Here is a 21,561-nt window from a genome sequence, read left to right as displayed (position 1 = left end):
GTGGTGAGTCGCGTGCGCCCGCGTCGGCTGGCCGTCATCGCTTCGGCGTCGTTGATCGTCGCCGCGGCGGTGCCGGCCTGCGGGACGGTCGGCGGGGGACTGGTGATCACGTTCTTCACCCCGACCACCGATTCGACTGCCTTCAACGCCGTCGCTCAAGAGTGCACCAAACAGATGGGAGGCCGGTTCGCCATCCGGCATGTGAGCCTGCCGAGGGGTCCCGGGGAGCAGCGCGTGCAGCTGGCACGCCGGCTGAGCGCTCACGACCGCGGGCTGGACGTGATGGCGCTGGACGTGGTGTGGACCGCGGAGTTCGCCGAGGCGGGCTGGGCGCTGCCGCTGTCCGACGACCCCGCAGGGCTGGCCGACGGCGACGCCCGGGCCGACACGTTGCCCGGCCCCCTGGCGACGGCACGGTGGAAGCACGAGTTGTATGCAGCGCCCGTCGCCACGAACACCGAATTGCTCTGGTACCGGCCCGATTTGGTGAGCCAGCCGCCGCTGGACTGGGCCGCGATGGTGGCCGAGGCCGCCCGGTTGCACGCCGCGGGCCGGCCCGCCTGGATCGCCGTGCAGGCGAACGAGGGTGAGGGCCTGGTCGTGTGGTTCAACACCCTGTTGGTGAGCGGTGGCGGCCAGGTGCTTTCCGAGGACGGCCGCCGGGTCACCCTGACGGACACGCCCGCGCACCGGGCCGCGACGCTCAACGCGCTGCGCATCCTGAAGTCCGTGGGCACCGCTCCGGGCGCCGACCCGTCGATCACCCGGACCGACGAAGGCACGGCCCGCCTGGCGGTCGAACAGGGCAGGGCCGCGCTGGAAGTCAACTGGCCGTATGTGCTGGCCTCCATGCTGGAGAACGCGGTGAAGGGCGGTGTCCCCTTCCTGCCGCTGAACCGGGACCCGGCGTTGGCCGGCAGCATCAACGACGTCGGGACGTTCGTGCCCACCGACGAGCAATTCCGCCTGGCTTACGAGGCCAGCCAGAAGGTTTTCGCGTTCGCCCCGTACCCCGGTGTGGCGCCGGGCCGCCCGGCCAAGGTCACGATCGGCGGGCTGAACCTGGCCGTCGCCAGCACCACCCGTCATCGCGCGGAGGCGTTCGAGGCCGTGCGCTGCCTGCGCAGCCTGCCGAGCCAGAAGTACGTTTCGATGCAAGGCGGGCTGCCCGCGGTGCGGACGTCGCTGTACTCCGACCCGCAATTTCAGGCCAAGTACCCGATGTACACCGTCATTCGGCGGCAACTCACCGACGCCGCCGTGCGGCCCGCGACCCCGGTGTATCAGGCGTTGTCGCTGCGGCTGTCCGCGGCGCTGAGCCCCATCACGCGGATCGACCCGGAGCGGACGGCCGACGAACTCACCGCGCAGGCGCAGCAGGCCATTGACGGCAAGGGGCTGCTGCCGTGACGCGCGCCGCCCCCTCGGATGTCCCCGCCTTCGCGCCGCGCACAAGCACGCGAAACCGGCTGTCGGAACGGCGCCTTGCCTTCGTCCTCGTCGCGCCCGCGGCGCTGCTGATGCTGGCGGTGACGGCCTACCCGATCGGCTATGCGGTGTGGCTGAGCCTGCAGCGCAACAGCCTCGCCACCCCCAACGACACCGCGTTCGTCGGCCTGAGCAACTACCAAACGATCTTGACCGACCGGTATTGGTGGACGGCGCTGGCCGTAACGCTGGGAATCACAGTGGTTTCCGTGTCGGTCGAGTTCGTGCTCGGCCTGGCGCTGGCCCTGGTGATGCACCGCACGCTCATCGGCAGGGGGCTGGTGCGCACCGCCGTGCTCATCCCGTACGGCATCGTCACCGTGGTGGCGTCCTACAGCTGGTATTACGCGTGGACACCGGGAACCGGCTATCTGGCCAACCTCTTGCCGCAGGGCAGTGCTCCGTTGACACAGCAACTCCCGTCGCTGGGCATCGTGGTCCTTGCCGAGGTCTGGAAGACGACGCCTTTCATGTCGCTGCTGCTGCTGGCCGGGCTGGCGCTGGTGCCCGAGGACTTGCTGAAGGCCGCCCAAGTCGACGGCGCGGGGCCGTGGCGGCGGCTGGTGCGCGTGACGTTACCGATCATCAAGCCCGCGGTCGTGGTCGCGCTGTTGTTCCGGACCCTGGACGCCTTCCGCATCTTCGACAACATCTACGTGCTGACCGACGGCGCCAACAACACCGACTCGGTGTCAATCCTCGGTTACGACAACCTGTTCAAGGGGTTCAACGTCGGGTTGGGCTCGGCGATCAGCGTGCTCATCTTCGTCTGTGTGGGCATCATCGCGCTCGTCTACATCAAGGTGTTCGGCGTCGCGGCGCCCGGTGGTGACGCCGATGACCGTTGAACGCGCGCGGGCCGGGGTAGGCGCCCGGCGGGCGGTGGGGTGGGCCGTCATCGACACCGTGGTGGTGGTGTACGCACTTGTCCCGGTGCTGTGGATCCTCAGCCTCTCGCTCAAGCCGACGTCAACGGTCAAGGACGGCAAGCTGATCCCGTCGTCGGTGTCCTTCGAGAACTACCGCGGCATCTTCCGGGGTGACCTGTTCGGTGCGGCGCTGGTCAACTCGATCGGCATAGGGCTGATCACCACCGCGATCGCGGTGGTGCTCGGCGCGATGGCCGCCTACGCGATCGCCCGGCTGCGCTTCCCCGGTAAGCGGGTCATGATCGGCGCCACCCTGCTGGTCACCATGTTCCCCGCGATCTCACTGGTCACCCCGCTGTTCAACATCGAACGCTTCGTCGGCCTGTTCGACACCTGGCCGGGGCTGATCCTGCCCTACATCACCTTCGCTCTGCCGCTTGCCATCTACACCCTGTCGGCCTTCTTCCGGGAGATCCCTTGGGATCTCGAGCGGGCGGCGAAAATGGACGGGGCCACGCCGGCGCAGGCCTTCCGCAAGGTGATCGTCCCCCTGGCCGCGCCGGGAGTGGTGACGGCGGCCATCCTGGTGTTCATCTTCGCCTGGAACGACCTGCTGCTGGCGCTGTCGCTCACCGCCACCAAGGCGGCGATCACCGCGCCGGTGGCCATCGCGAACTTCGGCGGCAGTTCACAATTCGAGGAGCCCACCGGGTCGATCGCGGCCGGTGCCGTCGTGATCACCGTGCCGATCATCGTGTTTGTTTTAATCTTTCAACGGCGAATCATCGCCGGATTGACCTCCGGCGCTGTGAAGGGATAGCGCGATGGCCGAGATTGTGCTGGACCATGTCAGCAAGAGCTACCCCGACGGCGCCACGGCGGTACAAGACCTCAGCATCACCATCGCCGACGGCGAATTCCTGATCCTGGTCGGACCTTCCGGTTGCGGTAAGACGACGACCCTGAACATGATCGCCGGCCTGGAGGACATCACGTCGGGCGAACTGCGCATCGGCGGCGAACGCGTGAACGAGAAGGCGCCCAAAGACCGCGACATCGCGATGGTTTTCCAGTCGTACGCGTTGTACCCCCACATGACCGTCCGGCAGAACATCGCGTTCCCGCTGACGCTGGCGAAGATGAAGAAGGCGGAGATCGCCCAGAAGGTCGAAGAGACCGCCAAAACCCTTGACCTGACCGAACTTCTCGACCGCAAACCCTCCCAACTGTCGGGCGGGCAACGGCAGCGGGTCGCGATGGGTCGCGCGATCGTGCGCCACCCCAAGGCCTTCTTGATGGACGAGCCGCTGTCCAACCTGGACGCCAAGCTACGGGTCCAGATGCGCGGCGAGATCGCCCGGCTGCAGAAGCGGCTCGGCACCACGACCGTCTACGTCACGCACGACCAGACCGAGGCGATGACACTTGGAGACCGGGTGGTGGTGATGCACGGCGGGGTCGCGCAGCAGATCGGCACCCCGGACGAGCTTTACGAACACCCGGCAAACCTGTTCGTCGCCGGGTTCATCGGCTCGCCGGCCATGAACTTCTTCCCCGCCACGGTGACCACCACCGGCCTGACGCTGCCTTTCGGTGAGGTCATGCTGTCGCCGGACGTCGAACGGATGATCGCGCGGCACCCGGTGCCGGAGAACATCATCGTGGGGGTGCGGCCTGAGCACCTGCACGACGCCGCGTTGATCGACGGGTACCAGCGCATCAGGGCGCTCACCTTCGAGGTGAAGGTCGACCTGGTCGAGTCGTTGGGCGCCGACAAGTTCGTCTACTTCTCCACCGGGGGTTGGGCGGCGCACTCCGCCCAACTGGACGAGCTGGCCGCCCAGGCCGATGCGCACGAAAACCAGTTCGTGGCAAGGGTTCCCGCGGAATCCAAAGCGGTGATCGGGCAGTCCATCGAGCTGGCGTTCGACACCACGAAGCTCGCCGTATTCGATGCCGGCACCGGGGCGAACCTGACCGTCGCGGCGTCCGCGGATCAGTGAGCCCGGTCCTGGACCAGGTGCGCGCGTACCTGCGCCGTCACTTCGCCGATGTCGAGCCCGATTCGGCGAGCGTGACCTTTCTGGGCACCGAACCCATCGAGGTGCTGCGCTTCCGCGGGAGCGACGGGTTGGTGCATTACGTGTCACTGGGCTGTTCGCGGTATCCGATGACCGACCCGGCGCAGATCGTCGACGACCACACTCGGGGACCGCGCGCCGAGGTGGTGCTGCGCCTGCGAGATCCTGGCCCGGTCACCGGCATAGCCCGCAGCCTGGCGGTACTGGCCGCGACGCCGGCCGTCGAGGGTCTGGTGCTGACCGCCGACGCGTTGGTGGACCTGGGATCGCCGTTGTGGGCGCGACCCGCGGGACGCGTGCCGTTCACCGCGGTGTTGCTGGGCCCCAGCGACATTGACGATCTGCCGTTGGAGCCGCCGCGTGACCCGGTGCAGTTCCTGTTGGCCACGCCCGTCACCGCGACCGAGGCGGCCTGGGTGCGGTTGAAGGGCGCCGAAGCGATGCGGCAGGCGTGGCAGAACGACGGCGTCGACGTGCTCGACCCGAAACGCCCAGCGGCGCAACCGAACTGACCGTCAGCTCGCGTCAGAGCCAGTTGAGTCTTCGGAAGCTGAAGTACAGGGTCAGGCAGGCGGTGATCATGATGGCGACCACCACCGGGTAGCCCCAGTGCCATTTCAGCTCGGGCATGAACTCGAAGTTCATGCCGTAGATGCCCGCGAACATGGTCGGCACCGCGATGATGCCGGCCCAGGCCGATATCTTGCGCATGTCGGAGTTCTGCTGCATTCCGACGCGGGCCAGCGCGGCCTGGATCAGCGAGTTGAGCATGTCGTCGTAGCTGGCGATGTGCTCGGCTGCCTCGGAGTGGTGGTCGGCGAGGTCGCGTAGGTAGCGCCGCACCTCCTTGGAGATCAGGTCTTTGTTCTCCTGCTGGATTCGCAGGAACGCGCCGGATAACGGGTTGACGCACCGGCGCAGTTCGACGACCTCGCGCTTGAGCAGATAGATGGGTTCGACGTCGATCTTGCGGCCCGGCGCGAACGCCAGACCCTCGATGCTGTCGATGTCCGATTCGATCAGGTGGCTGACCACCAGGTAGTGGTTGACCACCTCGTGGGCGATGGCGTGCATCACCGCGTACGGCCCCAGGCGCAGCTGCTCGGGGTCGGCCTCCATCCGCTTGCGCAGATCGGAAAGCCCGCCGTGCTCGCCGTGGCGGACGGTGACCACGAAGTCCTTGCGGACGAAGACCATCACTTCGCCGGTCTCGACGATTTGGCGGGCGGCCGCCACCGACTCATGCGGCACGTACGCGACCGTCTTCAGCACCAGGAACAGCGTCTCGTCGAATCGTTCCAGCTTGGGCCGCTGGTGGGCGCAGACGGCGTCCTCGACGGCCAGCGGGTGTATCCCGAAAACCTCCGCGACTTCCTGCATCTCGGCCTGGTCGGGCTCGCGCAGGCCGACCCACACGAACGCCTCGTGCCCGAGCATCTCGATCTGGCGCACTTTGTCCAGGGCCGTGGCGTAGCTGTATGTCCCGGGGAGCCGGTGGCCCTCGGCGTAGACGGCGCAGTCGACCAACGTCTCGTTGGGGGAGTGCGGTCGGGTGTCGGCTTGCGGCGGACGAGGCTCGTGCGCGAGCGGCCGCAGAGCCTCGGGCAATGCGTCAAAACCCTGGAACACATCCACCTCCGATCGCAGCGCAGGTCTGACCGGCGGTGCTCCATGCTACGCGGTCCGGCTTGCCGACGAGCGACGATCCGGTTGCCGGCGCGGCCGGGCATCGGACCGGGGGTCGGCAGCCGGGAACGGTGCGCTAGTTTCGAGCCGAGACCCGATCCTGTATGACTACCTCCACAAGGAGTATTTCGACGTGAGCGCAAGTCCTCTCAAGGTCGCCGTCACCGGCGCCGCCGGCCAGATCGGCTACAGCCTGTTGTTCCGCTTGGCGAGCGGTTCGCTGCTGGGCCCCGACCGCCCGATCGAGCTGCGTCTGCTCGAGATCGAGCCGGCGCTCAAGGCGCTCGAGGGCGTGGTGATGGAGCTCGATGACTGCGCGTTTCCGCTGTTGGCCGGGGTGCAGATCGGCTCGGATCCCAACAAGATCTTCGACGGTGCCAACCTCGCCCTGCTGGTCGGCGCGCGGCCGCGCGGGCCGGGCATGGAGCGCAGCGATCTGCTGGAGGCCAACGGCGCGATCTTCACCGCGCAGGGCAAGGCCTTGAACTCGGTGGCCGCCGACGACATCCGCATCGGGGTGACCGGCAACCCGGCCAACACCAACGCGCTGATCGCGCTCAGCAACGCCCCCGACATCCCCAAGGAACGGTTCTCCGCGCTGACCCGCCTCGACCACAACCGCGCCATCTCGCAGCTGGCCAAGAAGACGGGCGCCAAGGTCACCGACATCAAGAAGATGACCATTTGGGGCAACCACTCCGCGACCCAGTACCCCGACATCTTCCACGCCGAGGTCGGCGGCAAGAACGCCGCCGAGGTGGTCAACGACCAGAACTGGCTCGAGAACGACTTCATCCCGACGGTGGCCAAGCGCGGCGCGGCGATCATCGACGCGCGCGGCGCCTCGTCGGCCGCCTCGGCCGCGTCGGCGACCATCGACGCCGCCCGCTCCTGGCTGCTGGGCAGCCCGGACGGCGACTGGGTGTCGATGGCGGTGTACTCCGACGGCTCCTACGGCGTGCCGGAGGGAATCGTGTCGTCGTTCCCGGTCACCACCGAGGACGGCGACTGGTCGATCGTGCAGGGGTTGGAGATCGACGACTTCTCCCGCGGTCGGATCGACAAGACGACCGCCGAGCTGGTCGACGAGCGCAAGGCGGTCACCGAGCTGGGTCTCATCTGAGATCCAGCGGCGTCGCCGGTGAGACGCACGTCACCATTAGGTCTACTAATCGGTAGTCAGTACCCTGAAGCGCGTGTCCGAGTTGATTGAATCGATACAGACGCGCGTCGAAGCGGGTGCGATCACCGACGCGGAAATCTTCGAGGCACACGTAGGCGGCAAGCTTTCGGTAGGCCTGACGGCACCGCTGGACACCCAGCGCGCCCTGTCCATCGCCTACACACCGGGTGTGGCGCAGGTCAGTCGCGCGATCGCCGCCGACCGCAGCCAGGCCGCCCGGTACACCTGGGCGAACCGGCTGGTCGCCGTCGTCAGCGACGGCAGCGCCGTGCTGGGCCTGGGTGACATCGGACCGGCGGCCTCGTTGCCGGTGATGGAGGGCAAGTGCGCCCTGTTTCAGGCGTACGGCGGCCTGAACGCGATCCCCATCGTGCTGGACACCAAGGATCCCGACGAGATCGTCGAAACCCTGGTGCGGCTGCGCCCGACGTTCGGCGCCGTCAACCTCGAGGACATTTCCGCGCCGCGCTGCTTCGAGATCGAACGGCGGGTCATCGAAGCGCTGGACTGCCCCGTGATGCACGACGATCAGCACGGGACGGCGATCGTTGCGCTGGCCGCGCTCATGGGTGCCACCAAGTTGCTCGGCCGCGACATGACGTCGCTGCGGGTGGTGGTCTCCGGCGCCGGCGCGGCGGGTGTGGCGTGCACGAATCTCCTTCTGACGATGGGCGTTTCCGACATCACCGTGCTCGACTCGCGCGGCATTCTGCACACCGGGCGCGACGACATGAACAGCGTGAAGAGCGTTCTGGCGCAGCGCACGAACCCCGACGGTCTGACGGGCAGCATGGCCGAAGCGCTGCGCGGCGCCGATCTGTTCCTCGGGGTGTCGGGCGGTGTGGTGCCCGAGGAGATGATCGCCACCATGGCGCCCGACGCCATCGTGTTCGCGCTGTCCAACCCCGACCCCGAGATCCATCCGCAGGTCGCGGCCAAGTACGCCGCGGTGGTTGCCACCGGCCGCAGCGACTTCCCCAACCAGATCAACAACGTGCTGGCCTTCCCCGGCGTGTTCCGTGGGGCGCTCGACGCCGGGGCGCGCCGGATCACCGAGAAGATGATGGTTGCCGCCGCCGAGGCCATCTTCTCGGTCGTCAGCGATGACCTGGCTTTCGACCGAATCGTCCCCAGCCCGCTGGACCTGCGCGTCGGGGATGCCGTCGCCACGGCGGTGGCCCTGGCCGCAGACCCCGCAGACATCGCGGGGTGAGAACCGGCCGGCTGGCGGCGTCGCTGCTCGCCGCCATTCTCGTGGTGGCCGGCTGCGGCACCGGCGGCCACGCCGCTCGTCCGGAACTGGTGGTCGGCTCGTCGGCGGATCCCGAGTCGGCGCTGCTGGCCGGCGTGTACGTGGCCGCGCTGCGGTCATACGGTTTCCCGGCGCGCGCCGAGACCGCCGAGAATCCGATGGCGCGCCTGGACTCGGGCGCGTTCACCGTCGTCCCGGCCCTGACCGGACGCGAGCTGCAGAGCCTGCAGCCCGGTGCGGCGGCGTTGTCCGACGCGGAGGTCTACCGCGCGATGGTGGCCGCGCTGCCCGAGGGCGTCGCCGCGGGTGACTACACGACGGCGGCGGAAGACAAACCCGTGCTGCTGGTGACCGGTTCCACCGCCGGGGCGTGGGGTGGCAGCGACGTCAGCGCGGACCTGAGCGCGCTGCCGAAACACTGCGCCGGATTGGTCGTCGGCACCGTCGCCGGGCGTCCGGCTCCCTCGACGGTGGGCACGTGCCGGCTTCCGGTTCCGCGCGAATTCCCCGATCAGACAACGATGTTCGCCGCGGTGCGGGCCGGGCAGCTGACCGCGGGCTGGACGACGACCGCCGACCCCGGCCTGCCCGCCGACCTGGTCGCGCTGGCCGACGGCAAGCCGGCACTGATCAGGGCCGAGAACGTCGTGCCGCTGTATCGCCGCAACGCGCTGAGCGATCGGCAGCTGCTGGCCATCAACGAGGTCGCCGGCGTGCTGGACACAGCCGCGCTGGTCGACATGCGCCGTCAGGTGGGCGGCGGGGCCGACCCGCAGGCGGTGGCCGGCGGGTGGCTCGCGGAGCATCCGCTGGGGCGGTGAACGAGCCTCAGCGTTTGGGCATGAGCCTGTGCACCGTCTGCTGCACCCGGCTCATGATCGGCCCGCCCAGCAGGCGCTCGGGTCTCGAACCCGTCAGCCGCACCACCAGATCCATGGCCTTGACGTCGGGGCCGACGAGCACCCGGGCCTTGTTCCTGCCCACGCCCGCCAAGATGACCTCAGCAGCCCGCTGCGGTGTGGTCTTGGCCTGCTGCTCCTCGAACAGTTCCGCCAGGCCGTCCTGGTCGAGGCCGTCGGCGAAGACGGCGTTGCGGGCGAATCCCGTCTTCACGCCGCCGGGGTGCACCGTCGTCACCCGCACCGGGTGGCCGGCCAGCATCATCTCCTGGCGCAGCGCCTCGGTGAAACCGCGAACGGCGAACTTGGCCGAAACGTACGCCGCCTGCCCGGGCGCCGAGAACAGGCCCAGCGCGCTGGAGATGTTGATGACGTGGCCGTCGCCCGAGGCGATCAGGTGGGGGAGGAAGGCCTTGGTGCCGTTCACCACACCCCAATAGTCGACGTCCATCACCCGCTCGAAGTCCTTGAACCGGCTGTCCTCGATGGACCCGACAAACGTGATGCCCGCGTTGTTGTAGATCTGGTTCACCTTGCCGAAGTGCTCGCGGACGGCGTCGGCGTAGGCCAGAAACGCCTCGCGCTCGGTCACATCGAGCCGGTCGGCTTTGACCGGCGCGCCGATCGCCTTGAGCTGCGCCTCGGTTCGCGCCAGCCCGTCGATGTCGACGTCGCCGATCGCGACCCTGGCGCCCGCGCGGCCAAGTTCTAGCGCCAGCGCCTGGCCGATCCCCGAACCCGCGCCCGTCACCACGGCGACCTTTCCAGCGAAGCTGTGCATCCAGTACTCCCTCGTGGTGGCGTGCGGCGTCAGGCTAGCCGGTAGTGGCGATCCCCGCTACGGTTTCCCTCACCGCTTGGGCATCAACCGGCCCATCACGGGCCCGAACAGCTGCTGGTATCCCGGGCCCGTCAGCCGCACCAGGGCGTCCAGCACCTTGGCGTCCGTGCCGACCAGCACCCGGGCCTTCTTCTTGCGCACCGCCTCCAGGATGATCTGGGCGGCCCGGTGCGGGCTGGTCTTGGCCAACCGCTTGTCGAACAGGCTGGCCAGCTCGGCCTGGTCGAGCCCCTCGGCGGCCGTGGCGTTGCGGGCGATCGCCGTCTTGATGCCGCCGGGGTGCACCGTGGTCACCGCGACCGGGTGGCCGGCCGCCGCCATCTCCTGCCGCAGCGCCTCGGTGAAGCCGCGGACCGCGAACTTGGCGGAGTTGTAGGCCGCCTGACCGGGCACCGAGAACAACCCGAACACGCTCGAGACGTTGATCACATGACCGTCGCCGGAGGCGATCAGGTGGGGCAGGAACGCCTTGGTGCCGTTGACCACACCCCAGAAATCGACGTCCATCACCCGCTCGATGTCTTTGAACTGGCTGACTTCGACGTCGCCGGTGAACGCGATGCCCGCGTTGTTGTAGATCTGGTTCACCGTGCCGAAGTGGTCGCGGACGGCGTCGGCGTAGGCCAGAAACGCCTCGCGCTCGGTCACGTCGAGCCGGTCCGCCTTGACCTCGGCCCCGATCGCCTTCAACTTGGCCTCGGTTTCCGCCAGGCCCTCGACATCGACGTCGCTGATCGCGACCTTGGCGCCCGAGCGGCCCAGCTCTATCGCCAGCGCCTGCCCGATACCCGAACCCGCACCAGTGACCACGGCGACCTTGCCGGCGAACCCTTGCATGAGCACCCTTCCCAATCGGCCCCGTTTGCGTCGAGGCTAGCCGGTACCGACGGTCCCCGTTATCGGCGGGTGGGGCTATGCAATCAGCGGAACGCCGTGTCGAGGATCTCCTGTTGCTCGACCGCGTGCACCTTCGACGAACCCGACGACGGCGCCGACATGGCCCGCCGCGAGATCCGCTTGAGCCCGGTCAGCTTGTCGGGCAGCAGCTCGGGCAGCTCGAGACCGAACCGCGGCCACGCGCCCTGGTTGGCCGGCTCCTCCTGCACCCAGAAGAACTCGTCGGCGATCGGGTAGTGGTCCAGCGTCTCGCTGAGCCGGCGCTTCGGCAGCGGGGCGAGCTGCTCGATGCGCACGATCGCGACGTCGTCGCGGTTGTCCTTGGCCTTGCGCGCCACCAGCTCGTAGTAGATTTTCCCGCTGGTCAGCAGGATCCGCCTGACCTTGCCGCGGTCACCGATGCCGTCCTCGTAGGTCGGCTCTTCGAGCACCGAGCGGAACTTGATCTCGGTGAAGTCCCTGACGTCGCTGACCGCGGCCTTGTTGCGCAGCATCGACTTGGGTGTGAACACGATCAGCGGCCGTTGCACACCGTCGAGCGCGTGGCGGCGCAGCAGGTGGAAATAGTTGGACGGCGTCGACGGCATCGCGATCGTCATCGAGCCCTCCGCCCACAGCTGCAGGAAGCGTTCGATGCGGCCCGAGGTGTGGTCGGGGCCCTGGCCCTCGTGGCCGTGCGGCAGCAGCAGCACCACGTTGGACAGCTGGCCCCACTTGGCCTCGCCCGAGCTGATGAACTCGTCGATGATCGACTGCGCGCCGTTGACGAAGTCGCCGAACTGCGCCTCCCACAGCACCAGGGCGTCCGGGTTGCCCACGGTGTAGCCGTATTCGAAGCCGACGGCGGCGTACTCGGACAGCGGTGAGTCGTAGACCAGGAACTTGCCCCCGGTGGGAGTCCCGTCCGGGTTGGTCGCCAGCAGTTGCAGCGGGGTGAACTCCTCGCCGGTGTGGCGGTCGATGATCACCGAATGCCGCTGGGAGAAGGTGCCGCGCCGGGTGTCCTGGCCCGACAGCCGGACCAGCTTGCCCTCGGCCACCAGCGAACCGAGCGCCAGCAGTTCGCCGAAGGCCCAGTCGATCTTGCCCTCGTAGGCCATCTCCCGCCGCTTTTCCAGCACCGGCTGCACGCGGGGGTGCGCGCTGAAGCCCTCCGGCAGGGCCAGGAACGCGTCCCCGATCCGGGACAGCAACGCCTTGTCCACCGCCGTGGACAGGCCCGCGGGCAGCATCTGGTCGGCCTCGACCGACGCGCTGGGCTGCACGCCGTGTTTCTCCAGGTCACGCACCTCGTTGAACACCCGCTCCAGCTGGCCCTGGTAGTCGCGCAGCGCGTCCTCGGCCTCCTTCAGCGAGATGTCGCCGCGGCCGATCAGGGCTTCGGTGTAGCTCTTGCGGACCCCGCGCTTGATGTCGACGACGTCGTACATGGCGGGGTTGGTCATCGACGGATCGTCGCCCTCGTTGTGGCCGCGCCTGCGGTAGCACAGCATGTCGATGACGACGTCCTTCTTGAACTTCTGCCGGAAGTCCACGGCCAGCTTCGCCACCCACACGCAGGCCTCGGGGTCGTCGCCGTTGACGTGGAAGATCGGCGCCCCGATCATCTTCGCGACGTCGGTGCAGTATTCGCTGGATCGCGAATACTCCGGCGCGGTGGTGAAGCCGATCTGGTTGTTGACGATGATGTGGATGGTGCCGCCGACCCGGTAGCCGGGCAGGTTCGCCATGTTCAGCGTCTCGGCGACCACGCCCTGACCGGCGAAGGCGGCGTCACCGTGCAGCATCATCGGCACCACCGAGAACGCCTTCTCGTCACCGTCGTCGTGTGCGCCCCGGTTGAGCAGGTCCTGCTTGGCCCGGACCAGGCCCTCCAGCACCGGGTCCACGGCTTCGAGGTGCGACGGGTTGGCGGTCAGCGAGACCGCAATGTCGTTGTCGCCGAACATCTGCAGGTACACGCCGGTGGCGCCGAGGTGGTATTTGACGTCGCCGGAACCGTGGGCCTGCGACGGGTTGAGGTTGCCCTCGAACTCGCTGAAAATCTGCGAGTACGGCTTTCCGACGATGTTGGCCAAGACGTTGAGGCGCCCGCGGTGCGGCATCCCGATCACCACCTCGTCGAGGGCGTGCTCGGCGCACTGGTCGATCGCCGCGTCCATCATCGGGATCACGCTTTCCGCACCCTCCAGCGAAAAACGTTTCTGTCCAACATATTTGGTCTGCAGGAAGGTCTCGAAGGCCTCGGCGGCGTTGAGCTTGCTCAGGATGAACTTCTGCTCCGCCACCGTGGGCTTGACGTGTTTGGTCTCAACGCGCTGCTGTAGCCATTCTTGTTGTTCGGGGTCCAGGATGTGGGTGTACTCCACCCCGATGTGGCGGCAGTACGCGTCGCGCAGCAGGCCCAGGATGTCGCGCAGCTTCTTGTACTCGCAGCCGGCGAACCCGTTGACCTTGAACACCCGGTCGAGGTCCCACAGCGTCAGGCCGTGGTTGAGGATCTCCAGGTCGGGGTGGCTGCGGAACCGGCTGCCGTCCAACCTCAGCGGGTCGATATCCGCCATCAGGTGGCCGCGGTTGCGGTACGCCCCGATCAGCTCCATCACCCGCGCGTTCTTGTCGACGATCGAATCCGGGTTGTCGGTGCTCCAGCGGATCGGCAGGTACGGGTTGCCCAGTTCGCGGAAGATGTCGTCCCAGAACGCGTCCGACAACAGCATCTCGTGGATGGTGCGCAGGAAGTCGCCGGATTCGGCGCCCTGGATGATGCGGTGGTCGTAGGTGGAGGTCAGCGTGATCAGCTTGCCGATCCCCAGTTCGGCGATGCGTTCCTCGCTGGCGCCCTGGAACTCGGCGGGGTATTCCATGGCGCCGACACCGATGATCGCGCCCTGGCCGTTCATCAGCCGCGGCACCGAGTGCACGGTGCCGATGGTGCCGGGGTTGGTCAGCGAAATCGTCACGCCCGCAAAGTCTTCGGCTGTCAGTTTGCCGTCGCGGGCGCGGCGGACGATGTCCTCGTAGGCGGTGACGAATTGCGCGAATCGCATGGTCTCGCAGCCCTTGATGCCGGCCACCACCAGGGAACGCTTGCCGTCCTTGCCCTGCAGATCGATGGCCAGGCCCAGGTTGGTGTGCGCCGGGGTGACCGCCGTCGGTTTGCCGTCGATCTCGGCGTAGTGCCGATTCATGTTGGGGAACTGCTTGATCGCCTGCACCAGCGCGTAGCCCAGCAGGTGGGTGAAGGAGATCTTGCCGCCGCGGGTGCGCTTGAGCTGGTTGTTGATGACGATCCGGTTGTCGATGAGCAGCTTGGCCGGAATGGCGCGGACGCTGGTGGCGGTCGGTACGTCCAGCGAGGCGGACATGTTCTTGACCACCGCGGCCGCGGCGCCGCGCAGCGTCTGCAGCTCGTCGCCCTCGGCCGGCGGGGGAGTCGGGGGTTTCGGCTTCGCCGGCGCGGCCGTGGGGGTCGCGGCGCCGTTCCCGGCGGCGGGCTTGGCGGGCGGCGAGGGCTGGGGAGACGGCTCGGCGGAAGGCGCGGCCTTTGTTTGCGGGGCCGCCTGCGGGGCTGCTTGGGCCTGGCCGTCACCGGTGGTCGTTTTGCTCGAGGGCGATTCGCCGGTCGGCTCGGGGTTGTAGTCGACCAGGAACTCGTGCCAGCTCGGATCGACCGACGAGGGATCATCGCGGAACTTGCGGTACATCTCCTCGACCAGCCACTCGTTTTGCCCGAATGGTGAACTTATGTTGCTCACGACCGCCGTTCGCCTCAATTCCTCTGTCCTGCAAGCGCTTCAAGCAGCTAGTGCGTGACGCCTGTACGTTTGTCGACCCCGGATTGTGGAGCACCTCACACCAGTGTCGATGCTCAACCTCTCCGCCCTATAAAGGCTAACCTTTCGCCAGCAATTCGCCAGGTTGAAGGGGGTGGGTGGGACGGCCGTCAGCCCGCTTCGTGCAGCGGCGGCACCAGGTGCAGGGCGCGGGGCCAGCGCACCGGGGGAGTGCCGAACGCCCGGTTGGCGTTGCCGACGATCTTCTTGCCGGCGAAATAGTTGCCGACCGCCCCGACGATGATCCCGATGCCCACCGGCAGCAGCTTGCCGAACATCAGGGCGCCGCGTCGCAGCGTGTACCGCTTCACCCACGATTTGAGCAGCCGCGAGTTCAGCCGCGACATCGATGACAGCGGCACGGCGGCCACACTCTCCGAGATCCAGCCGCCGTTGGTGCGTGCCGGGCCGAACAGCTGGGCGACCGCGTCCCTGCTGTTGTCGCCGACCAGCACGGACAGCACCAGGGCCCGGCGTCGTTCCCGGTGGTCGGCGGGGATGTCATACACCACCGCGACCGCCAGGACGAAGAACGCGGTGGCTTCCAGGAATGTCACCGTCTCGGCGGCGGCGGCAGACAGCGCGCTCAGGGTGCCGATGCCGGGGATGGTCGCCGCCGCGCCCACCGCCATGCCGCTGGCCGTCACCATGCCCACGTACCGCTTCTGCAGCTTGGCCAGGATGTCGGCCGGGCTGCTGCTCGGGTGCGCGTTACGCAGTCGGGACACGTAGGCCTCGGCCGCCGGACCCTGAATCCGCGAGCTTCGCTCGATGACCTGGGCCAACGCCCGCGCGGAGACCTTGGGCCGGCCGTCGGTGGGCGGCCGCTCCTCATCCGCATGCGACATGCTGAAAAACCGGTTCGAAGACCGCTTCCGTCGGGCCCGCATCTTGCCTCTCCTGCAAATGGCGTCCTACCAGGCTAACGTGCCCGCCGCGGAACACCGACCGAACACGAAACCTTCCGCCTGGTGTACCCGGGATCGGATCCGTGCCCGCCCCCAATTTCGACAGCGGCAATAATGCAGGCTGGATGTCGTGACGGTCCGGGCCGGTCGATCAGACCGGCGCCGTGCGGGCACGCATCGTCGGGAGCGGAAACGAGGTGGGTAGATGACCACGGCGACGCCTCCGTCGTCCGGGGGCAGCCGGCGCGCGGCGCCCCACCCGCCCCACCTCACCAACCGGTGGAACTTGCTCACCCGGAACTCGCCGCATTCCGAGAAGCCCTGGAACGCCCTCTGGGCGATGATGATCGGCTTCTTCATGATCATGGTCGACTCGACCATCGTCGCCATCGCGAACCCGACGATCATGACCAGGCTGCACATCGGCTACGACACCGTGGTCTGGGTGACCAGCGCCTACCTGCTGGGCTATGCGGTCGTGCTGCTGGTGGCCGGGCGGCTGGGTGACCGGTTCGGCCCGAAAAACCTCTACCTGATCGGCCTGGTGGTGTTCACCGTCGCCTCGGTCTGGTGCGGGCTGTCGGGCAGCGCCGCCATGCTGATCACCGCCCGCGTCGTCCAGGGTGTGGGCGCCGGGGTGCTCACCCCGCAGACCTTGTCGACCATCACCCGGATCTTCCCGCCGGAGCGGCGCGGTGTCGCGGTGAGCCTGTGGGGCGCCACCGCGGGCGTGGCCAGCCTGGTGGGCCCGCTGGCCGGTGGCGTGCTGGTCGACGGGCTGGGGTGGCAGTGGATCTTCTTCGTCAACGTCCCGATCGGCGTGCTGGGGCTCGCGCTGGCGTACTGGCTGGTCCCGGTGCTACCCACGCAGTCACACCGATTCGACGTTGTCGGCGTCGTGCTGTCCGGGGCGGGCATGTTCCTGATCGTGTTCGGGCTGCAGCAGGGCCAGGCCGCGCACTGGGAGCCCTGGATCTGGGCGATGATCGTCGCCGGCATCGGGTTCATGACGGTATTCGTGTTCTGGCAGTCGATGAACACCGACGAGCCGCTGATTCCGCTGGCGATCTTCCGTGACCTTGACTTCGGCCTGTGCAACGCCGGGGTGGCCATCGTCTCGTTCGCCGCGACGGGGATGATGCTGCCGCTGACGTTCTACGCGCAGGCCGTGTGCGGGCTGTCGCCGACGCGTTCGGCTCTGCTGATCGCGCCGATGGCGATCGCCAACGGTGTGTTCGCGCCGTTCGTCGGCAGGATGGTCGACAAATACCATCCGCGGCCGGTCCTCGGCTTCGGGTTTTCGGTGCTGGCGATCGCGCTGACCTGGCTCAGCTTCGAGATGTCGCCGGGGACGCCCATCTGGCGGCTGCTGTTGCCGTTCTTCGCGACGGGCGTCGGGATGGCGTTCGTGTGGTCGCCGCTGACCGCCACCGGGACGCGCAACCTGCCGCCGCGCCTGGCCGGTGCGGGCTCGGCCGTCTACAACTCCGTCCGCCAGCTCGGCGCCGTGCTCGGCAGCGCCGGCATGGCCGCGTTCATGACGGCACGGATCGGCGCCGAGATGCCCGCGCAGCCGTCGGAAGGTGTCGGCGGTGAGGCGGCCGCCAGCCTGCAATTGCCCGAATTCCTGCGGGACCCGTTCGCGGCCGCCATGGCGCAATCGGTGTTGCTGCCCGCGTTCATCGCGCTGTTCGGGATCGTGGCCGCGCTGTTCTTGATCGGGTTCGCACCGTCGGCCACGGCCGGCGCCCCGGCCGAGGCGGGTGACGTGTTCGACGACTATGACGACGACTACGACGACGACTACGACGACGACGCGTACGTCGAATGCATCCTTGTGCGCGAACCCGAGCCGGTGTCCGCCCCGCGCGCGGCGTACGCGCGTGAAAGCCGCGAGCCGCCAATCGATCGGGTCGCCCACCCGCGCCCGGCGCGCGTCGACGTGGGGACCGGCCCGCGGGACGAACCGACTCCGCACGGTGGCCCTATCGGGTTCGCGCACAACGGCTCTCATGTCGACACCGGCCAGCGCGTCCGTCCCATCACCGCGCCGCGCGACCGGCTCGCGCCGCCGGCGCAACGCCAGCAGAACGGCGCGGTGCGAGGCCGGCGTCACCGCCGCGATCCCGACGACGACCCCACCGGTTACGGCCGCCACTCGTCCGGCAACTAACCGGGGCCATCACGTCGGTTCGGTCAGCGCCAGAAACGCGCCCAGGTCGGTCAGGCCCGCCGGGGTGGTGGGCAGGTATTCGGTCAACGACCCCGAGCGGACGATGACCGCCGCGTATTGGGCCCGGCTGATGGCGACGTTGAGGCGATTCCTGTTGAGCAGGAACGAGATACCGCGCGGTACCAGTTCCGCGGAAGATGCCGTCATCGACATGAACACGACCGGCGCCTGCCCACCCTGGAACTTGTCGACCGTCCCCACCCGGATCCCGCCGAGCCCGGCCGAGGCCAGCCGTCGGCGCAGCAGTCCCACCTGGGCGTTGTAGGGCGCCAGCACCAGCACGTCGGCGGCGGTCAGCGGGCGGGTGCCGTGCTCGTCGGTCCACGGCGCCCCGAGCATCCGGTCGATCTCGGCGGTGATCGCGTCGGCCTCCTGAGGGCTCTCCGTCGAGTTGCCGTGGTGTGCGACGGTGAGCGTCTGGACGCCGGGCGGGTAGCCGGCAAGCCGTCGGTCACCGGTGCACTCGTGGGAATGCAACCTGCCCTCGTAGGACAGCGCCGACACCGCGGCGCAGACCGCCGGATGCATGCGGTACGAGCGGTCCAGGAAGTAGCCGCGTTCGTCGGGCAGGGTGCGCTGACCGTCGACCAGCCAGTCGAGTGCCGAGGTATCAACCGGGTCGGGATGGGTTCCCTGGCTGACCTGCGGCAGCTGCTGAGGGTCGCCGAGTAGCACCAGGTTGGCGGCCGCAGGCGCGACCGCGATGGTGTTTGCCAGGCAGAACTGGCCCGCCTCGTCGATCACCAGGAGGTCGAGGCTGCCGGGCGCTATCCGGTTGGCGTTGGCGAAATCCCAGGCCGTGCCGCCCACGACGCAGCCCGCGGTGCCGGGCCCCCAAGATTGAATGAACTCGGCGTACCCGCTGCCGTCGACCTCCCGCCAGCGCGGTGCGCTGTGGCCGTTGCGTTTCTTCGCGACCCGCGCCGGGTCCAGCCCGGCGTCGATGACGCAGTCGAGCAGGTTCTCCACCGTGGCGTGCGACTGCGCGACCACGCCGATGCGCCAGCCGTGGTGGGTGGCGAGCCGATGGACGACGCGGGCGGCGGTGTGCGTCTTGCCGGTGCCCGGCGGTCCATGCACCGCCAGGTAGGAGGAGTCCAGGTCCAGCACCGCGTCGGTGATGTCGCGGACCGTGTCGACGCCGCGCGGCAGCGCGCTGCCGCTTCGGGTCCGGGGCGCGCGGCGCAGCAGGATGTCCACGGCCGCGCTCCGGGGCAACTGCGGCAGGCCGGCCGCGACGGCGGCGGCCGTGGCCTCGATCGACTCCCGCAGGGCGGTCGTCGGGATCGGCGGACCGGGGGTGAGGGCGAAGGGGAGGTGGTGGAATGGCTTGCCGTCGTTGCCCACTCGTTCAACGATGGTCACCTCGGTGGGCAGCGCCGGATCGTCGGCCTCGATCACCGTGGCGCGTCCGGCCGCTCGCCGGTCGGGATCGTCGGACAGGCCGGGCGGGGTCGGGGGGTCGTAGAGTGCGAAGACGTCGGTCATCAACTCGCCGCGCGCCAGCGCGCCCCGCAGCCGCACCCGTCGCTGCGGCTTGCGCGCCCGGGGCGGGATGTTCCAGTCCACGCTGACCGACGCGTGCTCGGCGACGAAGACGTCGGTGTCGTCCGCCCACTCCTCGACGGGGAAGTTGAGGCGGTCGAAGTGGGCCCACCAGAACGGTTTGTCCTCGCGCCGGTGGTAGCCGCGCGCGGCGGCCAGCAACGCTACGGCCGTCTGCTTCGGCGTGCGTTGACCGACGGCGGCGTCGCCGGTGAACCTCGACAGGGTCACCGCCAGCTGGTCACGGTCCTCGACTCTGTTGCCGTCCCGCACAGGCTGGGCGCCGACCGGCAGGACGCCGGATTCGTAGGCGCGCAACATCAACCAGTTGCGCAGTTCCTGGGTCGAGCGGCAGTCGTAGTGGTTGTACTCCTCGATCTCCTTGAGCACGGAGGCGGCTTCGTCGCCGCGGCCGTCGGCCCGCAGTTCGCAGTAGCGGGCGTAGGAGGTGATCGAACCGGTGGCGGTGGTGACATCGCCGGCCCGCAGCTGCGCGCCCATGTAGAGCGGTTCGAGCGCCTTCAGGCTGAACGACTCCGCACCCACGCGAACGCTCTTGCGCACCAGGGGGTAGAGGTCGACGAGCGTCCCGCTGCGCAGCAGTTCGTCGACCTGATCCTCGCCGACTCCGTAGCGCCCGGCGAGTCGCAGCAACGCGGTCTTCTCATACGGCGCGTAGTGGTAGACGTGCATGTTCGGCCTGCGCTTGCGACGCTTGGCCACCAGGGCCAGAAAATCGCCGAGGGCCTTGCGTTCATCCGCCCGGTTGTGCGCCCACAGCGGGCGAAACGTGCCGGCGGGCCCGGCTTCCAGGACCCCGAATAGGTATTCCAGACCCCACTCCTTGCCGTCGAGGGTCCACAGCGGGTCGCCCTCGAAGTCGAAGAACAGGTCGCCGGGGTCCGGTTCGGGCAGCAGCGTCAGGGGTTGGGGGTCGACGATCTCGTAAAGCGGCGTGCCGGTTTCTCGTTGGCGGACTTGAAGTCCGGCCTGGGCGGTCAGCTTGCGGACCGCGGCGGGGGCGAGGTCCGGCACGGGGCCGGCGTGCCGGGCCAGGCCGGGCACCGTGGTGATTCCGGCGTCGATCAGCTTGTCGCGCTGGCCCACTCGCATGCCGGCGACCAACAGCAGGTCGTCGCAGGCGCGCAGCTGCTCGGTGCACAACGCGCAACGGAAACAGGCGGCCACGCCCTCGTCGTCCCAGCGGACCGGGGTGCCACCGGCGTGGTGTTCATCGAGGAGCCGTTGCAGTCGGGCGCGCTGGGCGCGGTAGACGGGGACGAGGTCGCGGACGCGGTAGCGGGCGGCCGTCCCGTCGCCCAGGTGCAGTTCGGCCTCGGGCGCCACCGGGACCCCCGAGGCTGCCAGCGCATCGGCATAGGCGGCGAGCTGCAACAGGGCGGTGACGTTGGCCGAACGGGCCAGCTTGGTGTCGATGACCCGGTATTGGTCGCCGTCTCGCACCAGGAAGTCGGCGAAGCCGACGAAGCGGCCGTCGAACACGGCCGCCTGATACACCACCGGGGCGCCGCCCACGATGGCGCGCCGGGTCGCTTCGCTGGCCGCCGCGAAGCCGGCGGGCGTGTAGGCCGGGCGGCCGATGACCGCGACCCCGCTCCCGAACTCGCCCCGCAGCCGGTCCAGTTCGCGTCGCTCGTGGTCGTTTCCGAGGGCCGCGGTCCGCGCGAGCAGGTCATCCTCGGCCGGGGCGGCGGGTCCCCAGCCCAGCTTCGCGTCGAAATCGCGCAGCAGCGCGTACTCGCACCGGGCGGCGGCGGCCAGATCCGACGCGCTGTACACGATGCTGTCGCCGGTGACGAACACAGCAGCAACTGTAGGGGAG

Annotated in this window: 15 protein-coding genes; 9 read left to right on the top strand and 6 right to left on the bottom strand. The window is 68.6% G+C overall.

Going from position 1 to position 21,561, the window contains the following annotated elements; genetic code table 11:
- From A9X04_RS26205 to A9X04_RS26185, 5 genes are read left to right on the top strand one after another with little or no spacing between them, the layout of a single operon-like run.
- On the top strand, positions 1 to 1,410 hold the full coding sequence (locus tag A9X04_RS26205) for an extracellular solute-binding protein (RefSeq protein ID WP_067927161.1): 1,410 nt from the start codon (positions 1 to 3) through the stop codon (positions 1,408 to 1,410).
- A complete protein-coding gene (locus A9X04_RS26200) occupies positions 1,407 to 2,336 on the top strand; it encodes a carbohydrate ABC transporter permease (RefSeq protein WP_067927133.1) in 930 nt (309 codons plus the stop codon). The genes A9X04_RS26205 and A9X04_RS26200 overlap by 4 nt, the downstream gene beginning before the upstream one ends.
- Positions 2,326 to 3,177 carry a carbohydrate ABC transporter permease gene (locus tag A9X04_RS26195; RefSeq protein ID WP_067927158.1) on the top strand — a complete coding sequence of 284 codons (852 nt, stop codon included), beginning with the start codon at positions 2,326 to 2,328 and terminating at the stop codon, positions 3,175 to 3,177. The genes A9X04_RS26200 and A9X04_RS26195 overlap by 11 nt, the downstream gene beginning before the upstream one ends.
- A gap of 4 nt (positions 3,178 to 3,181) precedes the next feature.
- A complete protein-coding gene (locus A9X04_RS26190) occupies positions 3,182 to 4,360 on the top strand; it encodes an ABC transporter ATP-binding protein (RefSeq protein ID WP_067927132.1) in 1,179 nt (392 codons plus the stop codon).
- Entirely contained in the window at positions 4,357 to 4,950 is a 594-nt protein-coding gene (locus A9X04_RS26185; protein ID WP_067927129.1) for a suppressor of fused domain protein, read from the top strand. The genes A9X04_RS26190 and A9X04_RS26185 overlap by 4 nt, the downstream gene beginning before the upstream one ends.
- Positions 4,951 to 4,963: 13 nt before the next feature.
- Here A9X04_RS26185 and corA read toward each other — a convergent pair whose 3' ends face one another.
- A complete protein-coding gene (gene corA, locus A9X04_RS26180; protein WP_067927155.1) occupies positions 4,964 to 6,067 on the bottom strand; it encodes a magnesium/cobalt transporter CorA in 1,104 nt (367 codons plus the stop codon).
- A gap of 190 nt (positions 6,068 to 6,257) precedes the next feature.
- Here corA and A9X04_RS26175 point away from each other — a divergent pair, with 190 nt between their 5' ends.
- The 3 genes from A9X04_RS26175 (at position 6,258) to A9X04_RS26165 (ending at position 9,380) form a co-directional block, all read left to right on the top strand.
- Positions 6,258 to 7,247: a malate dehydrogenase gene (locus A9X04_RS26175; RefSeq protein ID WP_067927126.1), complete on the top strand. Its 990-nt coding sequence runs from the start codon at positions 6,258 to 6,260 to the stop codon at positions 7,245 to 7,247.
- A gap of 73 nt (positions 7,248 to 7,320) precedes the next feature.
- Entirely contained in the window at positions 7,321 to 8,520 is a 1,200-nt protein-coding gene (locus A9X04_RS26170) for an NADP-dependent malic enzyme (RefSeq protein ID WP_067927123.1), read from the top strand.
- Positions 8,517 to 9,380, top strand: a complete 864-nt coding sequence (locus A9X04_RS26165) for a glycine betaine ABC transporter substrate-binding protein (protein WP_067927120.1) — start codon at positions 8,517 to 8,519, stop codon at positions 9,378 to 9,380. The genes A9X04_RS26170 and A9X04_RS26165 overlap by 4 nt, the downstream gene beginning before the upstream one ends.
- 7 nt (positions 9,381 to 9,387) lie before the next feature.
- On the opposite strand, the gene A9X04_RS26160 is transcribed toward A9X04_RS26165, so the two are convergent.
- From A9X04_RS26160 to A9X04_RS26145, 4 genes are all read right to left on the bottom strand, one after another.
- Complete coding sequence (locus tag A9X04_RS26160) at positions 9,388 to 10,239, bottom strand: SDR family oxidoreductase (RefSeq protein ID WP_067927117.1); 852 nt, start codon at positions 10,237 to 10,239, stop codon at positions 9,388 to 9,390.
- A 69-nt stretch (positions 10,240 to 10,308) separates the two neighbouring features.
- The gene (locus tag A9X04_RS26155) at positions 10,309 to 11,136 is read right to left on the bottom strand and encodes an SDR family oxidoreductase (RefSeq protein ID WP_067927115.1); all 828 of its coding nucleotides are present in this window, start codon (positions 11,134 to 11,136) and stop codon (positions 10,309 to 10,311) included.
- Positions 11,137 to 11,219: 83 nt separating this feature from the next.
- Positions 11,220 to 14,954 (bottom strand): multifunctional oxoglutarate decarboxylase/oxoglutarate dehydrogenase thiamine pyrophosphate-binding subunit/dihydrolipoyllysine-residue succinyltransferase subunit, encoded by a 3,735-nt coding sequence (locus A9X04_RS26150; protein WP_067927110.1) that lies wholly within the window; start codon positions 14,952 to 14,954, stop codon positions 11,220 to 11,222.
- A 188-nt stretch (positions 14,955 to 15,142) separates the two neighbouring features.
- Entirely contained in the window at positions 15,143 to 15,922 is a 780-nt protein-coding gene (locus tag A9X04_RS26145; RefSeq protein ID WP_197509411.1) for a hypothetical protein, read from the bottom strand.
- A 223-nt stretch (positions 15,923 to 16,145) separates the two neighbouring features.
- On the opposite strand from A9X04_RS26145, the gene A9X04_RS26140 reads away from it, so the two are divergent.
- Positions 16,146 to 18,113, top strand: coding sequence for an MFS transporter (locus A9X04_RS26140; RefSeq protein ID WP_067927097.1), 1,968 nt, complete (start codon positions 16,146 to 16,148; stop codon positions 18,111 to 18,113).
- A gap of 9 nt (positions 18,114 to 18,122) precedes the next feature.
- Here A9X04_RS26140 and A9X04_RS26135 read toward each other — a convergent pair whose 3' ends face one another.
- Positions 18,123 to 21,542: a TM0106 family RecB-like putative nuclease gene (locus A9X04_RS26135; protein ID WP_067927094.1), complete on the bottom strand. Its 3,420-nt coding sequence runs from the start codon at positions 21,540 to 21,542 to the stop codon at positions 18,123 to 18,125.
- Positions 21,543 to 21,561: the final 19 nt, after the last annotated feature.

It is taken from the genome of Mycobacterium sp. E3247 (assembly GCF_001667785.1).
GTDB lineage: Bacteria > Actinomycetota > Actinomycetes > Mycobacteriales > Mycobacteriaceae > Mycobacterium.
The sequence above is the reverse complement of the archived record's forward strand: the minus strand, read 5'-3'. Positions and strand labels throughout refer to the sequence as shown.